This window comes from Emergencia timonensis (assembly GCF_900086585.1).
Taxonomy (GTDB): domain Bacteria; phylum Bacillota; class Clostridia; order Peptostreptococcales; family Anaerovoracaceae; genus Senimuribacter; species Senimuribacter timonensis.
On record NZ_FLKM01000008.1, the window covers coordinates 1,348,951 to 1,371,919 of the forward strand.

At 40.0% G+C, this 22,969-nt stretch carries 25 protein-coding genes and 1 pseudogene; 21 read left to right on the forward strand and 5 right to left on the reverse strand.

What is annotated here, in order from left to right; all coding sequences use genetic code 11:
* Positions 1-17: 17 nt before the first annotated feature.
* From BN6539_RS07565 to BN6539_RS07610, 11 genes and pseudogenes are all read left to right on the forward strand, one after another.
* Positions 18-131 (forward strand): annotated as a pseudogene (locus BN6539_RS07565) (DUF3789 domain-containing protein); the annotation flags it as partial.
* Entirely contained in the window at positions 132-353 is a 222-nt protein-coding gene (locus tag BN6539_RS07570) for a hypothetical protein (protein ID WP_002323342.1), read from the forward strand.
* A gap of 70 nt (positions 354-423) precedes the next feature.
* Positions 424-1,050 (forward strand): alpha/beta fold hydrolase, encoded by a 627-nt coding sequence (locus BN6539_RS07575; protein WP_067536058.1) that lies wholly within the window; start codon positions 424-426, stop codon positions 1,048-1,050.
* Between the two features lie 88 nt (positions 1,051-1,138).
* On the forward strand, positions 1,139-1,435 hold the full coding sequence (locus tag BN6539_RS21800) for a conjugal transfer protein (protein ID WP_074038079.1): 297 nt from the start codon (positions 1,139-1,141) through the stop codon (positions 1,433-1,435).
* Positions 1,354-1,857, forward strand: a complete 504-nt coding sequence (locus BN6539_RS07580; RefSeq protein ID WP_025489601.1) for an antirestriction protein ArdA — start codon at positions 1,354-1,356, stop codon at positions 1,855-1,857. The genes BN6539_RS21800 and BN6539_RS07580 overlap by 82 nt, the downstream gene beginning before the upstream one ends.
* 17 nt (positions 1,858-1,874) lie before the next feature.
* Positions 1,875-2,378 carry an antirestriction protein ArdA gene (locus tag BN6539_RS07585; protein WP_067536062.1) on the forward strand — a complete coding sequence of 168 codons (504 nt, stop codon included), beginning with the start codon at positions 1,875-1,877 and terminating at the stop codon, positions 2,376-2,378.
* Between the two features lie 108 nt (positions 2,379-2,486).
* A complete protein-coding gene (locus BN6539_RS07590) occupies positions 2,487-2,885 on the forward strand; it encodes a conjugal transfer protein (protein ID WP_003061368.1) in 399 nt (132 codons plus the stop codon).
* The gene (tcpF, locus tag BN6539_RS07595; protein ID WP_025489602.1) at positions 2,863-5,313 is read left to right on the forward strand and encodes a conjugal transfer ATPase TcpF; all 2,451 of its coding nucleotides are present in this window, start codon (positions 2,863-2,865) and stop codon (positions 5,311-5,313) included. The genes BN6539_RS07590 and tcpF overlap by 23 nt, the downstream gene beginning before the upstream one ends.
* Positions 5,313-7,502: a CD3337/EF1877 family mobilome membrane protein gene (locus tag BN6539_RS07600; protein WP_025489603.1), complete on the forward strand. Its 2,190-nt coding sequence runs from the start codon at positions 5,313-5,315 to the stop codon at positions 7,500-7,502. Before tcpF ends, BN6539_RS07600 begins: the two co-directional genes overlap by 1 nt.
* Positions 7,499-8,506 carry a bifunctional lytic transglycosylase/C40 family peptidase gene (locus BN6539_RS07605; RefSeq protein WP_025489604.1) on the forward strand — a complete coding sequence of 336 codons (1,008 nt, stop codon included), beginning with the start codon at positions 7,499-7,501 and terminating at the stop codon, positions 8,504-8,506. The genes BN6539_RS07600 and BN6539_RS07605 overlap by 4 nt, the downstream gene beginning before the upstream one ends.
* Positions 8,507-8,523: 17 nt before the next feature.
* The gene (locus BN6539_RS07610) at positions 8,524-9,426 is read left to right on the forward strand and encodes a conjugal transfer protein (protein WP_025489605.1); all 903 of its coding nucleotides are present in this window, start codon (positions 8,524-8,526) and stop codon (positions 9,424-9,426) included.
* 46 nt (positions 9,427-9,472) lie between these two features.
* On the opposite strand, the gene BN6539_RS07615 is transcribed toward BN6539_RS07610, so the two are convergent.
* On the reverse strand, positions 9,473-10,030 hold the full coding sequence (locus tag BN6539_RS07615) for a TetR/AcrR family transcriptional regulator (RefSeq protein ID WP_005946872.1): 558 nt from the start codon (positions 10,028-10,030) through the stop codon (positions 9,473-9,475).
* 179 nt (positions 10,031-10,209) lie between these two features.
* Between BN6539_RS07615 and BN6539_RS07620 the strand changes: the two genes are divergently transcribed.
* The 3 genes from BN6539_RS07620 (at position 10,210) to BN6539_RS21805 (ending at position 11,585) form a co-directional block, all read left to right on the forward strand.
* The gene (locus tag BN6539_RS07620) at positions 10,210-10,293 is read left to right on the forward strand and encodes a 23S rRNA methyltransferase attenuation leader peptide (protein WP_001814874.1); all 84 of its coding nucleotides are present in this window, start codon (positions 10,210-10,212) and stop codon (positions 10,291-10,293) included.
* 124 nt (positions 10,294-10,417) lie between these two features.
* Positions 10,418-11,155 (forward strand): 23S rRNA (adenine(2058)-N(6))-methyltransferase Erm(B), encoded by a 738-nt coding sequence (gene erm(B), locus BN6539_RS07625; protein WP_002292226.1) that lies wholly within the window; start codon positions 10,418-10,420, stop codon positions 11,153-11,155.
* Between the two features lie 145 nt (positions 11,156-11,300).
* Entirely contained in the window at positions 11,301-11,585 is a 285-nt protein-coding gene (locus tag BN6539_RS21805) for a topoisomerase C-terminal repeat-containing protein (RefSeq protein ID WP_002326770.1), read from the forward strand.
* Positions 11,586-11,820: 235 nt separating this feature from the next.
* On the opposite strand, the gene BN6539_RS22285 is transcribed toward BN6539_RS21805, so the two are convergent.
* Positions 11,821-11,970 (reverse strand): hypothetical protein, encoded by a 150-nt coding sequence (locus tag BN6539_RS22285; RefSeq protein WP_156524169.1) that lies wholly within the window; start codon positions 11,968-11,970, stop codon positions 11,821-11,823.
* Positions 11,971-12,348: 378 nt separating this feature from the next.
* On the opposite strand from BN6539_RS22285, the gene BN6539_RS07630 reads away from it, so the two are divergent.
* The 6 genes from BN6539_RS07630 (at position 12,349) to BN6539_RS07655 (ending at position 17,244) form a co-directional block, all read left to right on the forward strand.
* The gene (locus BN6539_RS07630) at positions 12,349-12,984 is read left to right on the forward strand and encodes an ABC transporter ATP-binding protein (protein ID WP_003431891.1); all 636 of its coding nucleotides are present in this window, start codon (positions 12,349-12,351) and stop codon (positions 12,982-12,984) included.
* Positions 12,985-13,258: 274 nt separating this feature from the next.
* Positions 13,259-13,699: an RNA polymerase sigma factor gene (locus BN6539_RS07635; protein ID WP_003431889.1), complete on the forward strand. Its 441-nt coding sequence runs from the start codon at positions 13,259-13,261 to the stop codon at positions 13,697-13,699.
* On the forward strand, positions 13,684-13,917 hold the full coding sequence (locus tag BN6539_RS07640; protein ID WP_003431885.1) for a helix-turn-helix domain-containing protein: 234 nt from the start codon (positions 13,684-13,686) through the stop codon (positions 13,915-13,917). The genes BN6539_RS07635 and BN6539_RS07640 overlap by 16 nt, the downstream gene beginning before the upstream one ends.
* 314 nt (positions 13,918-14,231) lie before the next feature.
* Complete coding sequence (locus BN6539_RS07645; protein WP_002347229.1) at positions 14,232-14,435, forward strand: excisionase; 204 nt, start codon at positions 14,232-14,234, stop codon at positions 14,433-14,435.
* A gap of 77 nt (positions 14,436-14,512) precedes the next feature.
* Entirely contained in the window at positions 14,513-15,703 is a 1,191-nt protein-coding gene (locus BN6539_RS07650) for a site-specific integrase (RefSeq protein WP_025489609.1), read from the forward strand.
* A 461-nt stretch (positions 15,704-16,164) separates the two neighbouring features.
* Positions 16,165-17,244 (forward strand): site-specific integrase, encoded by a 1,080-nt coding sequence (locus BN6539_RS07655; protein WP_067536063.1) that lies wholly within the window; start codon positions 16,165-16,167, stop codon positions 17,242-17,244.
* Between the two features lie 472 nt (positions 17,245-17,716).
* Here BN6539_RS07655 and BN6539_RS07660 read toward each other — a convergent pair whose 3' ends face one another.
* Positions 17,717-20,317, reverse strand: coding sequence for a fibronectin type III domain-containing protein (locus tag BN6539_RS07660; protein ID WP_067536066.1), 2,601 nt, complete (start codon positions 20,315-20,317; stop codon positions 17,717-17,719).
* A gap of 280 nt (positions 20,318-20,597) precedes the next feature.
* On the opposite strand from BN6539_RS07660, the gene BN6539_RS07665 reads away from it, so the two are divergent.
* Complete coding sequence (locus BN6539_RS07665) at positions 20,598-21,884, forward strand: ATP-binding protein (RefSeq protein WP_067536069.1); 1,287 nt, start codon at positions 20,598-20,600, stop codon at positions 21,882-21,884.
* Positions 21,885-21,943: 59 nt separating this feature from the next.
* On the opposite strand, the gene BN6539_RS22290 is transcribed toward BN6539_RS07665, so the two are convergent.
* Together BN6539_RS22290 and BN6539_RS07670 are read right to left on the reverse strand one after the other, a co-directional pair.
* Entirely contained in the window at positions 21,944-22,093 is a 150-nt protein-coding gene (locus tag BN6539_RS22290; RefSeq protein ID WP_156524170.1) for a hypothetical protein, read from the reverse strand.
* Positions 22,094-22,318: 225 nt separating this feature from the next.
* Positions 22,319-22,897 carry a hypothetical protein gene (locus tag BN6539_RS07670; protein ID WP_148484462.1) on the reverse strand — a complete coding sequence of 193 codons (579 nt, stop codon included), beginning with the start codon at positions 22,895-22,897 and terminating at the stop codon, positions 22,319-22,321.
* Positions 22,898-22,969: the final 72 nt, after the last annotated feature.

The following is a 22,969-nucleotide window of genomic DNA, read 5'->3' on the forward strand; positions in this document are numbered from 1 at the left end:
GGGTATTATTAAAAGATTTCCTGCTGGTATCTATGGGAATGGGTATCGGCGTAGTCTTGATGTGTATTTTGAATGTCGGCAAAGAAGCTGACTATGAAATGAAACAATTAGAAGAAAGTGAGGACAATTAAATGAATTTCGGACAAAATTTGTATCAATGGTTTTTATCAAACGCACAGAGCTTAGTGCTTATGGCGATTGTGGTTATCGGTATCTACTTAGGGTTCAAGCGTGAGTTTTCAAAACTTATCGGCTTCTTGGTAGTTGCCTTGATTGCTGTCGGTTTGGTATTCAACGCTGGCGGTGTGAAAGATGTATTGTTAGAGCTGTTCAATAAGATTATCGGTGCATAAAATTTTATTGTGGTGCTGATATGCGAATGTTATAATGTGGATATGAAACACAGTATCTAGGAGTGATGGAATGAAATATATAATGCTTCACGGTTTGGGACAATCTTCTGAAAGTTGGAGTGATACCGTAAAAGTATTCAATGATGATTTTGAAGTTTTATGCCCTAATTTATCAGATTGGCTTTTTGGAAAAATACCATGTTATGATACATTGTATCGGACATTGGAAACATACTGTGAACAGTTTGAAGAACCGCTAAATATTTGTGGACTTTCTTTAGGTGGTATTCTTGCTATGCAGTATGCGATAGAACACCCAGAAAAAATGAACTCATTAGTGTTAATAGTCACACAATATGAAATGCCAAAGTATCTGTTAAAAATGCAAAATCTGATATTCCGTATTATGCCTTGTTCAGCATTTGAAAAAATGGGTTTTCAGAAAACAGATTTTATCAATCTATGCAAATCTATGACAGAACTTAATTTTAAACATGAACTGAAAAAAATATCATGTTCGGTACTTGTTGTCTGTGGCGATAAGGATAAGATAAATAAAAAAGCTTCTTTAGAATTGCAACAACAGATAGAAAACGCAGAAATAGCTATTATTGAAAATGCAGGACATGAAGTAAATACAGATAACCCAACACTACTAGGGCAAAAGTTAAATGTATTTTTCAAACAATATGTCTGATAAACAATTTCATATCCATACACACAAAGCAGTTAGTCTTAGGATTGACTGCTTTTTTCATACCTAAATTTCAGATTGGAGTGATGAAATGAACGATATTTTTAAGGATATGCAGGCAAAAGTCGGCTGTGAATACATTTCCGACCTGCCCTCTTACAAGCGTAAGGTGTGGCATGAAATGAAACGGCTGAACCCTGCCGACTATGAAGAAAGACAGTTAGAAGATTTTTCTAAATATGTGTTTGGTATCTCATACCAGAACTTAAAAGATGTGATGAACCAACAGAAAGGACGTGAGGAACAATGCAGGAAACAAGGGTACTGGTGGAAACGAGAGGAACAACTGACGAAGAAACAATATCATACTGGTTCGACCTGCCGATAGATGTTGCCGAGTTTGAAGAAAAGTTAGGTATCGGTGCAGAAAGTGGGGATTACTGTATTATCGAAAAGGTGTTGCCTTATGCTGATGAAGTTCACGAACATACAAGCGTGTATCAGCTCAACGAATTAGATTTTATGTACCGCCAGCTTTCAAGTGATATGCAGGAAGAATATGTATCACTTCTGACCGTATATGACAATTTAGAAGCACTTTATATTTGCAGGAACGTGATTACGGTTTATCCTGACTGCAAAAGCATGATAGATGTTGCAAGGCAAAAGCTGATGAACGACCCGACATTTAAGCATTTATCCGAGGACTGTCAAGAATATTACTTTGACTTTGAAGCCTATGCTTCTCACTTGCAGGAACACGGGAAATTTTTAGTAACAGAACACGGTATCTTTGAACTGCCAGAGTAGGAAATGAGGTGGTGGTTATGATTGATGATATGGCGGTTTACATTGCTAATCTTGGCAAATACAATGAGGGCTATTTAGTCGGTGCTTGGTTCACATTTCCCATTGACGAGGAAGATGTGAAAGAAAAAATTGGCTTGAATGAACAGTATGAGGAATACGCTATCCATGATACCGATAACTTCCCCATTGCGATTGGCGAGTATGTTTCCATTGAAGAACTCAATGAGATGTATGAAATGATAGAGGAACTTCCCGACTATATCGTAGAGTGTCTGGACGAATTTATCAGCCACTACGGGTCGCTGGAAGAAGTCGTGGAACATAAGGACGATATTTATTATTATCCCGACTGTGAAACCATGACAGACGTTGCCTACTACTACATAGACGAATTGCAGGCACTAGGGGATATTCCACCCAGCTTACAGAACTACATTGACTATGAAGCCTACGGGCGAGATTTGGATATGGGCGGTTGCTTTATTGAAACAAGCCGAGGTATGTGCGAGATACCATATTAACGCTGGAAGATCAGCGACAAGCATTGTTGCTACTGACAGCGTATTTCTCTTTTAAGGGACAGTCTGAAAATGGCTGTCCTTTTCTATTTTGAAAGGAGCTGAAAGAACTTGAAAAAGATTAAAAGCTACACGGGTATCTGGAACGTGGAAAAAGTCTTATATGCAATCAATGACTTTAACTTACCCTTTCCCGTTACTTTTACACAGATTACATGGTTTGTGATTACGGAATTTATCATCATTCTGTTTGGGGATATTCCCCCACTTTCCATGATTGAGGGAGCATTTCTCAAATACTTTGGTATTCCCGTTGCTCTCACTTGGTTCATGTCGCAGAAAACCTTTGACGGAAAGAAGCCGTACAGCTTTTTGAAATCACAGATAACCTATGCCCTGCGACCAAAAATCACTTATGCAGGAAAAGCCGTAAAACTGCATAAGCAGATATTAAATGAAACAATCACGGCAGTAAGGAGTGTGAACTATGTTCCCGATAAAATATATTGACAATAACCTTGTCTGGAACAAGGACAATGAAGTGTTTGCCTATTATGAGCTGGTACCATACAACTATTCTTTTCTATCCGCAGAGCAGAAATTTATCGTGCATGACAGTTTCCGACAGCTAATCGCACAGTCCCGTGAGGGTAAAATTCATGCGTTGCAGATTGCCACAGAAAGCTCCATACGAAGTATGCAGGAGCAGTCAAAGAAACTGGTAACGGGAAAATTAAAGGAAGTTGCCTACCAGAAAATAGACGAACAGACCGAAGCGTTAGTATCTATGATTGGGAACAATCAAGTGGACTACCGCTTTTTTCTTGGCTTTAAGCTCATGGTTACGGAAGAACAGCTCAATCTGAAGAACATCAAAAAATCGGCGTGGCTGACATTCAAAGAGTTTCTCCATGAAGTAAACCATACGCTGATGAATGATTTTGTTTCCATGCCGAATGATGAAATCAACCGTTACATGAAAATGGAAAAGTTACTGGAAAATAAAATCTCCCGTCGCTTTAAGGTGCGTCGCTTGGAAATCAATGATTTTGGGTATCTCATGGAACATCTTTACGGCAGGGACGGTATCGCTTATGAAGATTATGCGTACCAGCTACCAAAAAAAAAATTGAACAAAGAAACGCTGATAAAATACTACGACCTTATCCGTCCGACAAGGTGTGTGATTGAAGAAAGCCAGCGGTATTTACGCTTGGAACATGAGGACAAGGAAAGTTATGTGTCCTATTTTACCGTCAATGCGATTGTCGGCGAGCTTGATTTTCCGTCAAGTGAAATCTTCTATTTCCAGCAACAGCAATTCACATTCCCCGTTGATACTTCTATGAATGTAGAAATCGTGGAGAACCGAAAAGCATTAACAACCGTACGCAACAAGAAAAAGGAATTGAAAGACCTTGACAATCACGCTTATCAAGCAGGAGGTGAAACCAGCTCAAATGTGGTGGACGCTTTAGACAGCGTGGACGAGCTGGAAACGGACTTAGACCAGACAAAAGAAAGTATGTATAAGTTAAGCTACGTTATACGGGTGTCTGCACCCGATCTTGACGAGCTGAAACGCCGTTGTGATGAAGTCAAAGACTTTTACGACGACCTCAATGTAAAGCTGGTACGTCCTGCTGGGGATATGCTGGGGCTTCATTCTGAATTTTTACCTGCCAGCAAGCGATATATCAATGACTATGTGCAGTATGTAAAATCAGACTTCTTGGCAGGGCTTGGCTTTGGAGCGACCCAGCAGTTAGGGGAAACTACGGGTATCTATATGGGCTATTCCGTTGATACGGGAAGAAATGTGTACCTGCAACCGTCTTTAGCTTCGCAGGGCGTAAAAGGTACAGTTACCAACGCTTTAGCGTCTGCTTTTGTCGGTTCGCTTGGCGGTGGAAAGTCGTTCTGCAACAATCTTCTGGTGTATTATTCGGTGTTGTTTGGCGGTCAAGCAGTCATTTTAGACCCCAAAGCCGAGCGTGGCAACTGGAGAGAAACACTTCCAGAAATCGCCCATGAAATCAATATCGTAAATCTTACCAGCGATAAAGACAATGCAGGACTTCTTGATCCATTCGTGATTATGAAGAATGTAAAAGACGCTGAAAGTCTGGCAATCGACATCTTGACATTCCTTACGGGTATTTCCTCTAGGGACGGCGAAAAATTCCCCGTGTTACGAAAAGCGGTTCGTTCCGTTACCCAGAGCGACAGTCGGGGCTTGCTCCATGTAATAGACGAGCTACGCCGTGAAGATACGCCCATATCAAGAAATATCGCAGACCATATCGACAGCTTCACGGACTACGACTTTGCACATCTGCTGTTTTCAGACGGTACGGTGGAAAATGCAATCAGCCTTGATAACCAGCTCAATATCATTCAAGTAGCCGACCTTGTACTGCCAGATAAGGACACGACCTTTGAAGAATACACGACTATTGAATTATTGTCGGTATCTATGCTGATTGTGATTAGTACCTTTGCCCTTGATTTTATCCATTCGGACAGAAGTATTTTTAAGATTGTCGATTTGGACGAAGCGTGGGCGTTCTTAAATGTGGCACAAGGAGAAACGCTCTCTAACAAGCTGGTTCGTGCTGGACGAGCTATGCAGGCAGGTGTTTATTTCGTTACACAATCTTCTGGGGACGTGGCAAAGGAAAGTCTGAAAAACAATATCGGCTTAAAATTCGCTTTCCGTTCTACTGACATCAACGAGATAAAACAGACCTTAGAATTTTTCGGTATCGACAAGGACGATGAAAACAACCAGAAACGGCTTCGTGATTTGGAGAACGGACAATGCTTATTGCAGGACTTATACGGGCGTGTCGGTGTGGTACAGATACACCCAGTTTTTGAAGAACTGCTACACGCCTTTGATACCAGACCGCCCGTACAGAGAAATGAGGTGGAGTGATGAAAGAAAGGATAAAAGGTGCGTTCACAAAAAGGAAGATACTTCACTTTCTCAAAATGGCTCTGTTCGTGGTGGCACTCTCCCTTATCCTGCTTTCACTTTTGGGGACGGTGGCTCATGCGACGGGGCTTGTGGACGATACCATAAACGCAGAAAATCTTTACTCAAAATATCCCCTTTCCAACTACCAGCTTGATTTTTATGTGGATAATAGCTGGTCATGGTTGCCGTGGAACTGGCTGGACGGCATTGGAAAATCGGTACAGTACGGGCTTTACTGCATTACCAACTTTGTCTGGACGATAAGCCTTTATTTAAGCAATGCCACGGGCTATGTGGTGCAGGAAGCCTATAAACTTGATTTTATTAACGATATGGCAGACAGTATCGGAAAGAGCATACAGACCCTTGCAGGTGTAACCGAGAACGGCTTTTCTTCTACGGGCTTCTATGTTGGTTTCCTGCTTCTCATTATCTTAGTGGTGGGAATGTATGTTGCTTATACGGGACTTATCAAACGGGAAACCAGCAAGGCACTTCACGCTGTTATCAACTTTGTGGTGGTGTTCGTGCTGTCCGCTTCGTTTATTGCCTACGCTCCCGACTACATCAAGAAGATAAATGAATTTTCATCAGACATCAGTACCGCTTCTTTGGACTTGGGAACAAAAATCATGCTCCCCAACTCCGACAGCGAGGGCAAGGACAGCGTGGACTTGATACGGGACAGCCTATTTTCTATTCAAGTGGAACAGCCGTGGCTACTTCTGCAATTCGGTAACAGCAACACAGAAGAAATCGGGGCAGACCGTGTCGAAGCTCTTGTATCGGCAAGTCCAGAGGACGAGGACGGGAAAACCAGAGAGGAAGTCGTGAAAACAGAAATCGAAGATAACGACAACAACAATCTGACGATACCGCAGGTCGTGAACCGTTTAGGCATGGTGTTCTTCCTACTGTTCTTCAATTTAGGGATAACGATATTTGTATTCTTGCTTACGGGCATGATGTTATTTAGCCAGATACTTTTTATTATCTTTGCAATGTTTTTACCTATCAGCTTTTTACTTTCCATGATACCGAGCTATGAAAGCATGGCGAAGCAGGCAATCGTAAGGGTGTTTAATACCATAATGACACGGGCAGGAATAACGCTCATTGTAACGGTGGCGTTCAGCATTTCCAGTATGTTTTATAACATCTCCACGGACTATCCGTTCTTTATGGTAGCGTTCTTGCAGATAGTATGTTTCGCTGGTATTTATATGAAGCTGGGCGATTTAATGAGTATGTTCTCTTTGAACGCTGGCGACAGTCAAAACATGGGACGCAGGATATTCCGCAGACCATATCTGTTTATGCGACATAGAGCTAGGCGTATGGAAAGACGGCTTGCTGGTGCGGTTACTGCTGGCGGTGTTGCTGGTGCGGTGGCAGGTAGCACGATTTCAAACAGAAAACCGACAAGGAACACAGCCACAAAAGACAGTCGGGGCAATACATCTACTTCCAGTATGGGACAGCGTGCAGGCTCAAAGGTGGGTGCTGTCTTAGATACGAAAAATAAAGTGAAAGACAAGGCAAATGCTGTCAAAGAGAATATCAAGGATATGCCGACACAGACCGCTTATGCGGTGTATTCCGCAAAGGAAAAGGCAAAGTCCAGCGTGTCCGACTTTAAGCGTGGCATGGTGCAGGAACAGCAGTCCAGACAGACGGGACGTTTGGAAAAGCAGGAAAAGCATAGACAGAGTATCGCTGACAAGCGTATGGAGCTTCAAAAGGCACAAGAAGCAAGGCAGGCACAGCGAAAGGCTGACGGATCAGCGACAACGGGAGCTACCCGTCCCCATGAGCGACCAGCCACAGCTTCAAAGCCGAGTGCGGAAAAAATGCAGGAAGTCAAACGTCCTGCCACAGCGACCACTTCAAAAGCAAGTGAGCCAGTCAAGACAAATGTTATCAAAGAGCGTCCGTTATCTTCTGGTGCTTCTGATAAGAAAGCGACCCAGTCGGCACAGCCAGTACATAGGCAGAATGTAGAAAAAGTGGTATCGCAGGAAACACGCCAGAATTACACAAAAGACCGCAGGACAAAGGTTCAGCAGACGCAAACCGTCCAAAAGAACCAGCAGACAACAGAGAAAACTCGTAACCTTGTGATGAAGAAAGGACAGAAGAAAAAATGAAACTGAAACATATCGCTATCATTGGCACTCTGTTTCCTATCCTCTTTTCTCTGGTGCTTTTCTTTGGTGTCTTGATTAGTGCGGACAGCGACGACGAGAACAGCAATTTTTCTTCTGGCATTACGGGTATGAACTTATCCGCAGAAGTCTTGAAACATCAGCCTATGGTAGAAAAGTACGCCAGAGAATACGGTATTTCCGAGTATGTCAATGTGCTATTGGCTATCATTCAAGTAGAAAGTGGCGGTACGGCAGAAGATGTTATGCAGAGTTCGGAAAGTCTTGGTTTACCGCCTAATTCCTTAGATACGGAAAGCTCAATCAAGCAGGGGTGTAAGTATTTTGCGTCCCTGCTTTCTTCCTGCAAAAATCAAGGTATCGACGATTTGAATGTAGCGATACAGTCTTATAACTATGGCGGTGGCTATGTGGGATATGTGGCAGGAAAAGGAAAGAAACACACCTTTAATCTTGCAGAGAGCTTCGCCCGTGAAAAATCGGGTGGAAAGAAAGTAACCTACACCAACCCGATAGCCGTTGCGAAGAACGGGGGCTGGCGGTATCAGTATGGCAATCAATTTTACGTCGAATTAGTCAATCAGTATTTAACTGTTCCGCAGGTATCGGGAGAACTGGCACAAAAAGTAATGAATGAAGCATTGAAGTATCAAGGCTGGAAGTATGTATATGGCGGTAGCAATCCTAACACTTCCTTTGACTGTTCGGGGCTGACGCAATGGTGCTATGGAAAAGCTGGTGTTTCCTTACCGAGAACAGCACAAGCACAGTATGACGCCACCCAACATCTTCCACTCTCGCAGGCAAAGGCTGGGGACTTGGTATTTTTCCATTCTACCTATAACGCTGGAAGTTATGTAACACATGTCGGTATTCTTGTTTCGCCGACGCAGATGTACCACGCAGGAAATCCGATAGGATATGCAGACCTAAATAATAGTTACTGGCAACAGCACTTAATCGGTGCAGGACGAGTAAAACAATAGAAAGTGAGGATAACATTATGTTTAAGAAGAATAAGAAACAGACAGAAAATGTCAAAGAAAAAAAGGTGCGTACTGTCAAGGTAGGCACACATAAGAAAACCGTGATTGCGTTGTGGGTGGTGCTTATCGCAAGCGTGAGCTTTGGGGTGTATAAGAATTTTACGGCTATCGACCAGCACACGACCCATGAAAAAGAAATCATTGAACTTCGTTTGCAGGACACCAACGGGATAGAAAATTTCGTGAAGAACTTTGCGAAGTCTTATTACACATGGAGTAACAGCAAAGAAGCGATTGAAGCAAGGACGCAGGCAATCAGCGGTTATCTGACAAAGGAATTGCAAGACTTGAATGTTGATACAATCAGAACGGATATACCGACCAGCTCCACAGTTACAGATGTGATTGTGTGGCATATCGAGCAATCGGGAACGGACACTTTTTCTGCTACCTACGAAGTAGATCAGCAGATAAAAGAGGGAGAACAGACAAGCAATGTGAAAGCGACTTATACTGTAAAAGTCCATGTAGACGCTGACGGGGATATGGTAATCATTCAGAACCCTACTCTTGCACCAGCAATCGAAAAATCAGACTATGAGCCTAAGACACCAGAAGCAGACGCAAGCGTGGACGCTGATACGGTAAATGACGCTACCGCATTTCTGGAAACATTCTTTAAGCTCTATCCAACAGCCACAGAAAAAGAGCTTGCTTACTATGTATCTGGAAATGTGATTGAGCCTATCGGCAGGGACTACCTTTATTCTGAACTGGTAAACCCTATCTTTACAAAGGACGGGGATAATGTGAAAGTTAAAGTAGCTGTAAAATTCCTTGATAATCAGACAAAGGCGACACAAGTATCACAGTATGAGCTTGTGCTACATAAGGATAGCAACTGGAAGATTGTAGGATAAAAGAAAAAGGCTTGCAGTTCTGTATTGATTTGCAAGCCTAAATATATTATTTATACTTCTGGAAAATCCCGACTAATAAAGTATCTATCGCTTCAGCTAATTCAAATCTAACTTTATCTGAGGCAGAAAAAGCGTTTCCTAATTGCAAAGTTGTATAACCGTGAATTATTCCAGTAAGCATATTTAATATTTCAAGTGTTTTGTCTTTGTTAAGACTGCACGATTGGATAAGAGTAGTTAATAATGAAAGATAGTTGTTAAAAATGGTTGCTGTTTCCTCTGTTCCGTGCCACACAGCCCATTGAATTGTTTCATAAACTCCGGGGTGTTCAATCATATAGTTTAGGTATTCGATAGAAACTAACTTAATTGCTTCTTTCCCTATTTTTCCAACGGCAATTTTCATCATTCTTTCATTCATGTCACGCATACCATTATGAGCAACTTCTAAAAGAAGATTATCTAAACTTTCTATGTGATTATATAAAGATGGTGTACGAATGTTTAATTTTTGAGCAACAGCTTTTAACGAAACGTTATTTAATCCTTTTTCATCTGCTAAGTCTGATGTTGCTTTTATTACTGCTTCTTTAGTGGTTTTCATAGTTATGCACCTCATTCAAAATATCATACAAACACAATTCTAGCTAATTGAATTAGTGTAGTCAATAACACAATTAGAAAATTATGATTATTTATTGACTTTCTTAAAATTTTGTGTATAATAGGAATTGAAGTTAAATTAGATGCTAAAAATTTGTAATTAAGAAGGAGGGATTCGTCATGTTGGTATTCCAAATGCGTAATGTAGATAAAACATCTACTGTTTTGAAACAGACTAAAAACAGTGATTACGCAGATAAATAAATACGTTAGATTAATTCCTACCAGTGACTAATCTTATGACTTTTTAAACAGATAACTAAAATTACAAACAAATCGTTTAACTTCTGTATTTATTTACAGATGTAATCACTTCAGGAGTGATTACATGAACAAAAATATAAAATATTCTCAAAACTTTTTAACGAGTGAAAAAGTACTCAACCAAATAATAAAACAATTGAATTTAAAAGAAACCGATACCGTTTACGAAATTGGAACAGGTAAAGGGCATTTAACGACGAAACTGGCTAAAATAAGTAAACAGGTAACGTCTATTGAATTAGACAGTCATCTATTCAACTTATCGTCAGAAAAATTAAAACTGAACACTCGTGTCACTTTAATTCACCAAGATATTCTACAGTTTCAATTCCCTAACAAACAGAGGTATAAAATTGTTGGGAGTATTCCTTACCATTTAAGCACACAAATTATTAAAAAAGTGGTTTTTGAAAGCCATGCGTCTGACATCTATCTGATTGTTGAAGAAGGATTCTACAAGCGTACCTTGGATATTCACCGAACACTAGGGTTGCTCTTGCACACTCAAGTCTCGATTCAGCAATTGCTTAAGCTGCCAGCGGAATGCTTTCATCCTAAACCAAAAGTAAACAGTGTCTTAATAAAACTTACCCGCCATACCACAGATGTTCCAGATAAATATTGGAAGCTATATACGTACTTTGTTTCAAAATGGGTCAATCGAGAATATCGTCAACTGTTTACTAAAAATCAGTTTCATCAAGCAATGAAACACGCCAAAGTAAACAATTTAAGTACCGTTACTTATGAGCAAGTATTGTCTATTTTTAATAGTTATCTATTATTTAACGGGAGGAAATAATTCTATGAGTCGCTTTTTTAAATTTGGAAAGTTACACGTTACTAAAGGGAATGGAGATAAATTATTAGATATACTACTGACAGCTTCCAAGAAGCTAAAGAGGTCCCTAGCGCCTACGGGGAATTTGTATCGATAAGGGGTACAAATTCCCACTAAGCGCTCGGGACCCCTTGTAGGAAAATGTCCTAAGTGTGGCAACAATATTGTATTAAAAAAATCGTTTTATGGTTGTTCAAATTATCCTGAATGTAAGTTTACTTTAGCTGAACATTTTAGAAAGAAAAAACTAACCAAAACGAATGTAAAAGAATTACTGGAGGGAAAAGAAACCCTGGTAAAAGGAATCAAAAACAAAGAGAAAAAGCCCTACAATGCCGTTGTAAAAATTGGGGAAAAGGGATATATTGATTTTATCTCTTTTTCAAAATAAACATAAAAGCCCTTTAAAGGGCGCAATAAATTTGGATGGGGTTAGGTGAATTTGCTCTCCAAAAATTTAAGGGGCGGTATATACCCCAAAACGGTTTATAGCTGATATTGGGCTCAGACAACATTTAGTTGTCTGGGTCCTTTTTTTCAACCATTTTAACGTTTCCGTCATCCTTGTCGATTTCAAAATCAATACCTTTTTCTAAGACCAACATACATCTGTTTCTGAATCGTTTTCAGTTGCGGTAGCCATTGGCTGCTTTTGTAACTAATTTGATGATCGCATTACGATTCTCTATCAGTGCATTGTTGATTCTTTTCTGTTCTACAGTAATTTCTTCTGTGTCTTTTGAAACGATACAACAGTAATTAAAGGCGTGTTTCAAAACAAAATAATCCGATTTTCATTCATATAATCCTGAAAGACATTTATATCTGAATGAAGAATATAAATGTACAACAATAATCTTATATTTCTATAATAGCGTATATTTATCCTCTTGAAAATCAACAATTGTATAGCTACTGGTACCCAAAAGGCCCCAAAATACTTTGGAGCGAATTTTAAGCTGCCTAGCACATTACCCTATGTAATCTTATAGCGTATCTAAACCCTAACTATTTTTATATAGTCGAAATGTATCTGTTGGACGGAGCAAGTGTTCTTGTGTTGATAACGGCTTCTGTTCTGGTATCTGGAATTGTAATACTAAAGAGAAACCCGAAAGATATTTTATCGGAAATGAGTTAGGAGGACGACGAAAATGTTAGAAGTAAAGAATGTAAGCTATGCTTACAAAACAAAAAAAGATAAAACCATTTTGAATAATGTATCTGCTACTTTCGAGGAGGGTATTTTTTATACTATTGTCGGTCCGAGTGGTGCAGGAAAAACAACACTCTTATCGTTGTTAGCAGGCTTAGACACAGCGGTAAAAGGGACTGTCCTTTGCAATGGCGAGGACATTACAAAAAAAGGGCTGAATTACCACAGAAAGCATAATATCTCATTGGTATTTCAAAATTATAATCTGATTGATTATTTGACAACGGTTGAAAATGTCAAATTAGGTGGTAGTGGAAATGCTGAAAAATTATTGGAAGAAGTCGGCATTGGAAAAGAATACTGGCAGAGAAATGTATTGCAACTATCTGGCGGACAGCAACAGCGTGTAGCGATTGCAAGAGCATTAGCCAGCGACGCTCATGTACTTTTGGCAGACGAACCGACGGGAAATCTTGACGAAACTACCGCTGATGAAATCATTGCTTTGCTGAAAAAGACTGCACATGAATTAGGAAAATGTGTTGTTGTGGTTACACACAGTAAGCATTTGGCAGAAGAAGCCGACGAAATCTTAGAAATTAAAAACGGTGCAATTTCTTTTCTGTCTGATTAAATTAGAATAGTGCCGTAAAGGAGTTGTCATTATGGAATATTTTAGATATACCTCGACGCAATCAGTTTGAACCTAACGGCATTTTTATAACAACTGAATATAGCACAGTTTTAAAAGCTCGTACAGACTATATGTTTTGTGCGGGCTTTTTTCATGCCAGAAAAAAATTTTTTAAAGTTTTTTCGATTTTGGTTACGCTGTCCCCCACTTTCAACGCGGTATATATGAAAAGGGGCAGACACCTCTTTTCGACTAGCGAAAGGAGGTGAGGAAAATGAAACCGTCAGAACTACAAGAAAAAACCTGTCATCAATTCGATTGTGCTATTAAAACAGTTATACGTCATAGAGCGATTGACTTCTATCGAGCGATACGTCGTTCAGAGAAAAAAGAAATGCCATTCGCCGAAATTATGGACGACCTCTTAAATTCCATAGGTACAGAAGATACATATTCTACGGATTATGTTGCGGTATTTGAAGTCTGTGGAGAAAAAGTATCAATCGAAGATGAACAACTGGCTCGTGCATTGAAAGCTATTGAAGAACGAAAGCGTAATATCGTTTTACAGTATTTTTTCATTGGCGACACGGACACTTACATTGGGAAAATGCTTGACTGTTCCAGAGCGAATGTAACGAAGTGCAGAATACAAGCACTAGACAAGTTAAAGCAACTGATTGAGGAGGAAAAAGAAAAATGCCAAAAGAGCTGACACCGACTTTCACGGTTATTTCCAAAGCCTGCGACGGCGACGAAACAGCAATTTCAAAAATCTTGGAATTTTATGACCCATATATCAATCAGTGCTGTATGCGTCCGTTTTACGACGATAACAACAACTTACGTCTTGCGGTAGATTTGGAAATGAAAGGTTTTATCAAAGAAGCGATTATTCGTAAAATCTTAAACTTTGATATTAAACGCTTCTAATTCATATTGGGATTGATTATGCCCGTCTGGTCTTTGACAACTGAATAAAGCAGACAGATACGTTTGTGAGATAGCAAGCCACGGGGACTGTACGCCATGACCTTTCCAAAAGAAAGCGAGCGACCCACGCAGTGATCCGAGAGCGACTGTTGGAATAGTCGTTTTGCCACGACCTATCCTCACAGAATAATGATACGTCCGCATGGTGCGGTTCTGCCCACAAGAATGGGAATAGTTGAGATACTAACGGAGCTTTCCAAAGCCGTTTGTCTGCTTGTAAAAAAATGACACACAGTAAAGGGGGTGCATAGATTATGAACAATACTGATGTGCCTATCTGGGAAAAATATACGCTGACGATTGAAGAAGCGTCTAAATACTTCCGTATTGGCGAAAAGAAATTGCGTAAATTAGCCGAAGAAAATCTTGACGCTGGCTGGGTTATCGTGAACGGTAATCGTATTCAGATTAAGCGAAAACAATTTGAAAAAATCATAGATACATTGGACGAAATCTAATGTCATTGAGCCGTAGATATGGTATAATATTAGTAGCGTATCACGGCTCATTCCATGACGGAAAGGAGCTTTACACTATGTCTAATGTGAAACGAAAAGACAGTAAAAATCGCAATTTGCGTAATGGAGAGAGCCAGCGAAAAGACGGAAGATACGTTTATAAATATACCGATATATACGGAAAGCCACAATTTATCTATTCTTGGAAACTTGTACCGACAGACAAGACACCTGCTGGAAAGCGTGATGATATATCGTTGAGGGAAAAAGAAGCACAGATAAAAAAAGACCTTAACGACGGTATCGACACAGTCGGCGGTAAAATGACAGTCTGCCAGCTCTACGACAAGAAGAACAGTCAAAGAAAGAACATCAAAAGGGCTACTGAAAAAGGACGACAGTATCTTATGAACGCTTTGAAAAATGACCCATTAGGTATGAGGGCGATTGATACGGTTAAGCAGTCGGACGCTAAAGAATGGGCTATCAGAATGAGCGAAAAAGGATATGCCTATAAAACGATTGATAACTATAAACGTTCCTTGAAAGCGTCATTTTACATGGCAATACAAGACGACTGTATCAGAAAGAACCCATTTGAATTTAAGTTAAGTGATGTTCTGGAAGATGATACCGAACAGAAAGTTATCCTTACACCAGAGCAGGAAGAACACCTGCTTGCCTTTATGGAAAAGGACAAGATTTACAGTAAGTATTATGATGAGGTTGTGCTTCTGCTGGAAACGGGACTTCGTATTTCTGAATTTTGCGGACTGACGACGCATATTGATATGCAGAACAGAATACTCAATATAGACCACCAGTTATTGAAAGATAGCGAAATGGGCTACTATATTGAAACACCAAAGACCAAAAACGGAAAACGGGAACTTCCATTGACAGAACGGGCTTATCAAGCAATCCAAAGAATACTAAAGAACAGAGGAAAGGCACAACCGCTGATTGTAGGTGGTTACAGCAATTTCCTATTCCTAAATCGTGAGGGCTTGCCTAAAGTTGCAGGAAACTATGAGGGCATGGTGCGAGGACTGATTAAGAAGTATAACAAGTATCACACGGACAAGTTACCGAACATCACGCCACATTCATTCAGACATACTTATTGTACGAATATGGCAAACAGAGGAATGAACCCAAACACTCTGCAATATCTCATGGGACACGCTAACATAACCATGACACTTGGCTATTATGCACACGGCACATTTCAATCTGCAAAAGCAGAACTGGAAAGGCTGGCTTGTTAATATCGGAGCTTATATTTACTACTCATTTACTACTTTTGGTTGCATTTTCATGCTGGTAAATGCCAGCTTATGCAAGGTATCTTCCGAAAAGAAAATACCGATAAAGCCCTAAAATACGGGATATATCGGCATTTACCAACTTATGAAAAGATAATCAGAAATTTAGTAAGTTTTTATAAATAAATATATATAAAATGTAATAATAATTAATTGACGTTTTTTCTTAACTGAATAGCACTTTTAATCTTTACATCGTTTATTTTTAAACAATTTTGTCTTTCTTTAGAATTAAGATGATTAGTACTTTTTTAGTACATTTCCCCCCTTACATGACATTGCTTTATTACTTTTTTTAACATTTTTATAAAATACCATAAATTCTATTTTTTTGCTGATAAATTTTGGTATATAATAGATTTAAAACCCAATTACTGAAATATTATAGGCAAGGAGGAATGTTTATGCCCGCATACAAAAATGTGAATGGAACCTGGTATGTTTCATTCTATTATAGGGATCTAAACGGAAAAAATGTAAAGAAAAAGAAAACAGGTTTTGTCACCAAGAAGGAGGCTCTAAAATGGGAGCGAAAGTTTATCGAAACTAAATCAGGCACCCTCAATATTACCTTTGCGGCTTTTGTTGAAATCTATACGCAGGATATGAAACCCAGGCTTAAATATAATACCTGGATTACTAAGGAGCACATTATTAGGCAAAAGCTGCTGCCTTATTTTGGCGCAAAATGCATATCTGATATTACCGCTGCTGACATCATTAAATGGCAGAATATCATGATTGATTACCGTTCTAAAGATGGACATGGGTACGCTGATACCTATCTTCGAAGTATCCACAATCAGCTCAGTGCCATTTTTAATCATGCTGTAAGGTTATATAATCTTACGACAAACCCAGTGCGCAAAGCCGGTAGCATGGGGCGTGAAAAGGCAAAGGAAATGCAGGTTTGGACTAAGGAGGAGTATATAAAGTTCTCTGATGCAATCAAAGACAATCCAGATTCATTTTATGCCTTTGAAATTCTTTACTGGTGTGGTGTGCGTATTGGAGAATTACTCGCATTAACGGGTAGAGATTTTAACTTTGAAGCTAAGACGATGACTATAAACAAGTCTTATCAAAGGCTTGGAAAAAAAGATTATATTACGGCTCCAAAGACGGAGAAAAGTAATAGAATTATTTCATTACCAGATTTTCTTTGTACAGAATTGCAGAAGTTTTTGCGTAGAAAAAGACGAATAAACTCAAAGAAAAGAATATTTACGATGTCCAGAAACTTTCTCCACACGGAGATGAACAGGGGAGCAAAAGCAGCTAATATCAAGAGGGTTAGAATCCATGATTTGCGTCACTCCCATGTTTCTCTTCTCATCTCCATGGGGTTCACACCCGTAGACATTGCCGGACGTCTAGGGCATGAAAGTATAGATATAACTCTTCACTATGCCCATATGTTTCCTACACGTCAGACCGAAATGGCTGAACGTTTGAATATGGAAGTTTCAGGAAACAAATTTTGAACAAAATAAAGTGAAAAGTACTAACATAGTACCAAAAAAGGAGGCGCTAATTTATGCCTTCTTTATTTGGTATATAGCCAATTCTAAAAATAATGGCTAGTCACTATAGAAATAAATTGCAAATTTATAATTATTTAAATAGCTGAATTATTACTAAAAAAATACCATATTATGTTAATTAAAAAAAGATTAATAAAGTACTAAATTATTTTATATATTATACTTGTTATTGTTAGGTATATTAGGCAAACATCTGTCATTTTCAATGTAAGAGTTTTGTCTTTATTATATAAGAATTTTATAATATTTTATATGGTCGATATATAGCTAATACGCTACAATTTGTTTGCAATTTCAGTCATGAAAATAAGATATCGAATTCACAGCTATATGTAGTCCGTTATTATTTAGTGCATAAAAAGAAGGCCGGAATTCCGGCCTTCTTGATTTTTTGTAAATATTAAGCTTTTAATTATTTGTAGTATCTGTTAGCCAGATTAGAATAATCTGAGTAGTAAGTCTTGCCATCTACTACTTTGTAAGCTCTTACTTTGTAGAAGTATCTCTTACCCTTCTTCAAGTCCTTTTTATTGTCCATGTAAAGTTTTTTAGTTTTACCCATGAACTTGTAGCCACTGTTCATCTTAGTTGACTTGTAAACTCTATATCCGTCTATTGTTGAAGCATCACCATCTGCAACTCTCCAGTTAACACGGATCTTCTTGCCTTTGTAGAGCTTGGAAGAAGCCTTAATCTTCAGAGATTCAACTGCCTTAATTTCAGAATCTCCGAAAGCTGCCTCAGCAGCAACCAATTTCTTCAGAAGTGATTCGCTAAATGCTTCTTTCTGTGCGTCAGTCAGAGCATCATAAGCAGCTCTAGCAGCTTCTACTGCAGCTTTGTCAGCAGCAGTGATGTTGATAGGAAGTTCAGCAATTTTCTTTGCTGCGTCAACAAGCATTGCATTTTCAAGTCCTGCTTTTGCAGTTTCAAGCTTTGGTGCATTGCTTGCAGCCAGATATCCATAGTCATATGGAGCTGTGTTATACTTTCCATAAGTATCATCATAAGCTTTCAAAGCAGCGTCAGCAGCTTCAATTGCTTCTTTGTCACTTACTGTTACAAGCTTTGGAAGCGCACTGATTTTAGCTTCCACAGCTGCCTTTTCCAGAGTAATCAACTTAGTCATATATGCTTCCAGCAGACCGCTGTTTGAAATGTTTGCAATGTCAGCACCTGGAGTGTTTACAAATGCTTCCAGGGCTTTTTGTGCAGCAACATATTTATCTTTGTCTTCCAGTGATACTACAGTTGGAAGCGCATTAATTGCGTTGATAACTTCTGTTTCAACTGTTTTCAGTTCAGCATCAGTCTTCAGTCCGCTCATGATGGCAAGTGCTTCCGCATAGTTTGCTTTTAGGATTGTCTGGATAGCTGATTCATTAGTCTTCTTAGTTGCATCAATATTGTTTACCACTTTATCAACCAGGAAGTCCACTGCAGCAGTTGCAGTATTCTGCAACAACGTGTCGCTGTAAGCTGTAGGGTTCTTTGCAGCCAGTGAAACTGCGTGTTGCATCAAAAGCCCTTCTGGTGCGGCTTTCGTTCCTACTGCACCAGCAGCGCCTGTATAACCCAGTGTTTCCATCTGAGCCTTTGTCAGAGTTTTCAAATCAGCCACGTCTGCAGTTTTTACAATTTTGTCAAGTGCAGCTTTTGCAGCAGTCTCTACCTTTGTTACCTCTGCAGCAGTTGCAGCAGCTTTGATCTTTGCAGTATATTCATCCTGCACTGCTTTCGCTCTGTCTGCATTATCACCAGACCATTCAGTTAATGCATAGCCCATTGTAGTAATAGCAGTAATTGCAGTTGTTTTTGCAGTTTCAAGGGCTGCCTTTTCTGCAACAGCAGTTTGAAGCTTTGGAGCGGTAAAGAATGCATCTACTTTAACAAAAGTATCTGCAGTACCTGCATAAATGTCTGCGGTAGCATCAGCCAACGCTTTATCTACGGAAGCAGTATTGTATTTTGCAAGTCCTGTGGATGTGTCATATTCTAATTTTTTCTGTTCAGCGGTAGCTTTTGCATACTCGAGTAACATAGTAGTTCCTCCAAGTGCATCGGCAGCATCTTCATATCCTGCCAAAGCCGAAGTTGCAAATGTAGTCGCCGCTTTTGTTGATACAGCATCTACAGCATCCTTGTTGGCTGTTGATACTCCAGTGTATGCTTTTTCACTGTCATATTCTACAGCATCAATCTGCGCACCATACATTTCTGTAAGAGTTGCAATTGTAGCATCAAGAGCATTTAATCTTGCTTTAGCTTCAGCAACTGCAGTTGGTGCTGAGGCATTGTTGTCGATTACTTTATTGTATTCGCTGACAGCATAAGTCTTAAATGCGGATGCAGCGGATGCGATATTGCTCTTTGCTTTGGACTTTACGGAATCCAAGTCAGCTTTGAAAGCAGCTTTGGTCTTAAAATCCTTTACAGCTGTATCAAAAGCATCTCTAGCTAACGCTAAATTATCTAACGCAGTCTTGTCTGCAGCAGCAGTTGTAGCCGTAGTAATAGCGGATTTTACAGTATTAATAGCAGACTCTAAAGCACTCTGATTAACCTCAGGATAGTCACTTACAGTATAAGTCGCTAATTTAGCATTGAGCGCTGCAACTTCGTCAGCAATAACTTTGGTATACAAATCTGTTGCATTGTCAGTAAAAATTACTCCAGCAAGTTTTGCATCAGTGTCGATATCAGCCCATGCAGCCGCAAGGTCTGTACCTGCATTATCAGCTTTGATGATTTCTCCCTCGTATTTGGAAATCACTTTGTTGATAACTGCATCAATCGCAGTCTTTGTAAGGTTCTTGTCCGCAGGATTAAGTTCTGGCGCCGAACCAAGTTTACCGCTTGCATCATAACTGATTCTGCTAGCGTAATCTGTTACAGCAGTCTTCATTTTTGCTTTCTCAGCGCTCACTTCGTCAGGTGTAGCCGCAAACGCAGTACCAACTGTGTAAGTGAAGACAACTGACAATGCAAGAAGCACTGTTAAAAATTTCTTCATTTTAAGAATTCCTCCCTCTTTTTTTGTACGTTTTGTAAGATTATAGTTATGCGCGTTTTTGCACAAAACTTACAAATGAAATGATAGTTCACAATGATCTCGGGGGATGGGTGTGAAAGCGTTAGAATTGCTGTACCCATTATGCTTAGTTAAAATTTTAGTAGTGAAAAAAGGTTTTATCTTCAAAAAAAAGAGATATTATGATTAAATATCTTCAAAAATAGTGAAATAACTGTTTGAGTGGGGTATAATATAAGAAAAGCAACAAAAGGGGGATATTATGGAACGACAGATCATGGAGGAACTTATCCTGTGGAAGAGAAAGAAGAACCGGAAGCCTCTGATTCTAAAAGGTGCCCGCCAGGTGGGGAAGACTTGGATCATGAAGGAATTCGGAGTCAGGCAGTTCAAGAATGTGGCCTATGTCAACTTTGACCGCAATTCCAGGATGCAGCGGGTGTTTGAAGGCGACTTTGATATCAGGAGCATCATCCAGGCCATCAACATAGAGACAAAGGAAGCTGTCCGTCCAGAAGATACGCTGATCATCTTTGATGAAATACAGGAGGCGCCCAGGGCGATTTCTTCCTTGAAATACTTCTGTGAGGAAGCGCCGGAATATGCCATCGTAGCAGCAGGCTCCTTGCTGGGCGTGGCAATCCACGAAGGCACGTCTTTCCCAGTGGGGAAGGTTGACACGCTGGACATCTATCCCATGAACTACAGGGAGTTCCTGACTGCCATGGGTGAGGAACAGCTCGCGTCATTGCTGAGCCAAAAGGATTACAGGATGATCGATGCCTTTTCTGAGAAATATATCAGATGGCTGAAGCTTTACTATTACATTGGAGGCATGCCTGAAGCCGTAGCCAGCTATGTTGACGAAGGGGATATCGTAGAAGTCCGTTCAATCCAGAAGGCTATCCTGGAGATGTATGAGGATGACTTCAGCAAGCACACGGACAAGGACATGCTGCCGCGGATCAGGATGGTGTGGAACTCGGTACCCATCCAGCTGGCCAAAGAGAACAGGAAATTTTTCTTCGGACAGGTCAAAGAAGGCGCCAGGGCCAGGGATTTTGAAACGGCTATCGAGTGGCTTCTGGATTGCGGACTGATCAGCAAAGCCTATCGAGTGCAGAAGCCGGCCATACCATTGAAAGCATATGTGGAGTTCTCCGTCTTCAAGATCTTCCTGCTTGATGTAGGGCTGCTCGGTGCCATGAGCGATCTGGATGCGGAGGCAATCCTGGAAGGGAGCAGCATATTTACAGAATTCAAGGGCGCACTGACCGAGCAGTATGTACACCAGCAGTTGGTCTCCGATACTGAATATATCCCGTATTATTATTCTGCATCATCCCATAACGAGATCGACTTCATCATACAGTGCAGGGGGCAGATTGTACCCATAGAGGTCAAGGCAGAAGAAAATCTGCGTTCCCGGAGCTTGAAAGCATACTGTGACAAATTCCATCCGGAAACTGCCGTTAGGACATCTATGGCAGCCTACAGGGAACAGGATTGGTTGGTCAACATTCCATTGTATGCAGTCATGACAATTTGAAATCAAGCACTAAAAAGAGGCCGAAATCCCGGCCTCTTTTAATAGATTCCATATGCAGATTATTTGTAAATTCTGTTTGCTTTGTTGGAATAGTCGGAGTAATATGTCTTACCATCAATTACTTTGTAAGCCCTTACTCTGTAGTACATTCTCTTGCCCTTCTTCAGGCCTTTCTTGTTGTCCATGTAGAGTTTCTTAGTCTTGCCCATGAACTTGTATCCGCTGTTGGCCTTGGTTGACTTGTAACCCTGATAGCCATCGATCTTAGTAGCATCAACGTCAGCAATTCTCCATTATACCTGGATTTTCTTGCCTTTGTACAGCTTGGAGGATGCCTTGATTTTTAAGGACTCAGTTGCCTTGATTATTGACTCTGAATCCAATATGGAAATTGCAGCTTCTGCAAGCGCTAATTCTTTATACTTTGATTCAACTTACTTAGCTGCATCGTAAGGAAATGCATAATCAGTCCAATCTTCGACAAATGCATAGTAAGCGGCTCTTGCCGCTATAACAACAGCCTGATCCGATAATGTCACATTTAGTTGTATTGCATTGATAGCTTTAATTACTGATGCTAGTTCAGCGTCACGAACATTCCCCAGAGTTGTGGTAATAATTGTCTTGAACGTAGAATCATTGCCGATTCCGTTTCCAAAGAGGTTATCCTTCTTTGCCAACTCAACAGCTGTTTCAATTTTTTCCTTCAATTCTTTTACAGCTACCTTGTTATTCTTATCGAGCTGATCATAAGCAATTGTCAAGTTTTTCAGCATATCTGTTTTAACTAGGTCTTTTGCATCATTCAGCTTAGTTGATAATTTAGCATCTATTTTTCCACCAATATCCTGGTATTCTTTAAGGGCCTTCCAGGCAGCTTCTACAGCAGCAAGGTTAGCTTCTGTTGCGTTTGCAGGCAATGCATTAATAGTATCTTCTACAGTTTTCTTTGCAGAAGCTTTTGCACCTACGGTTGGAAGAGGTGCAGCTACAGCAGTCGTATCGTTCTTCATTGTTTTGATTTCATTATCAGTGCGCGCGCCGGCTTCACCATAAATTTGAACGAGAACAGCTTTCATCTGAGT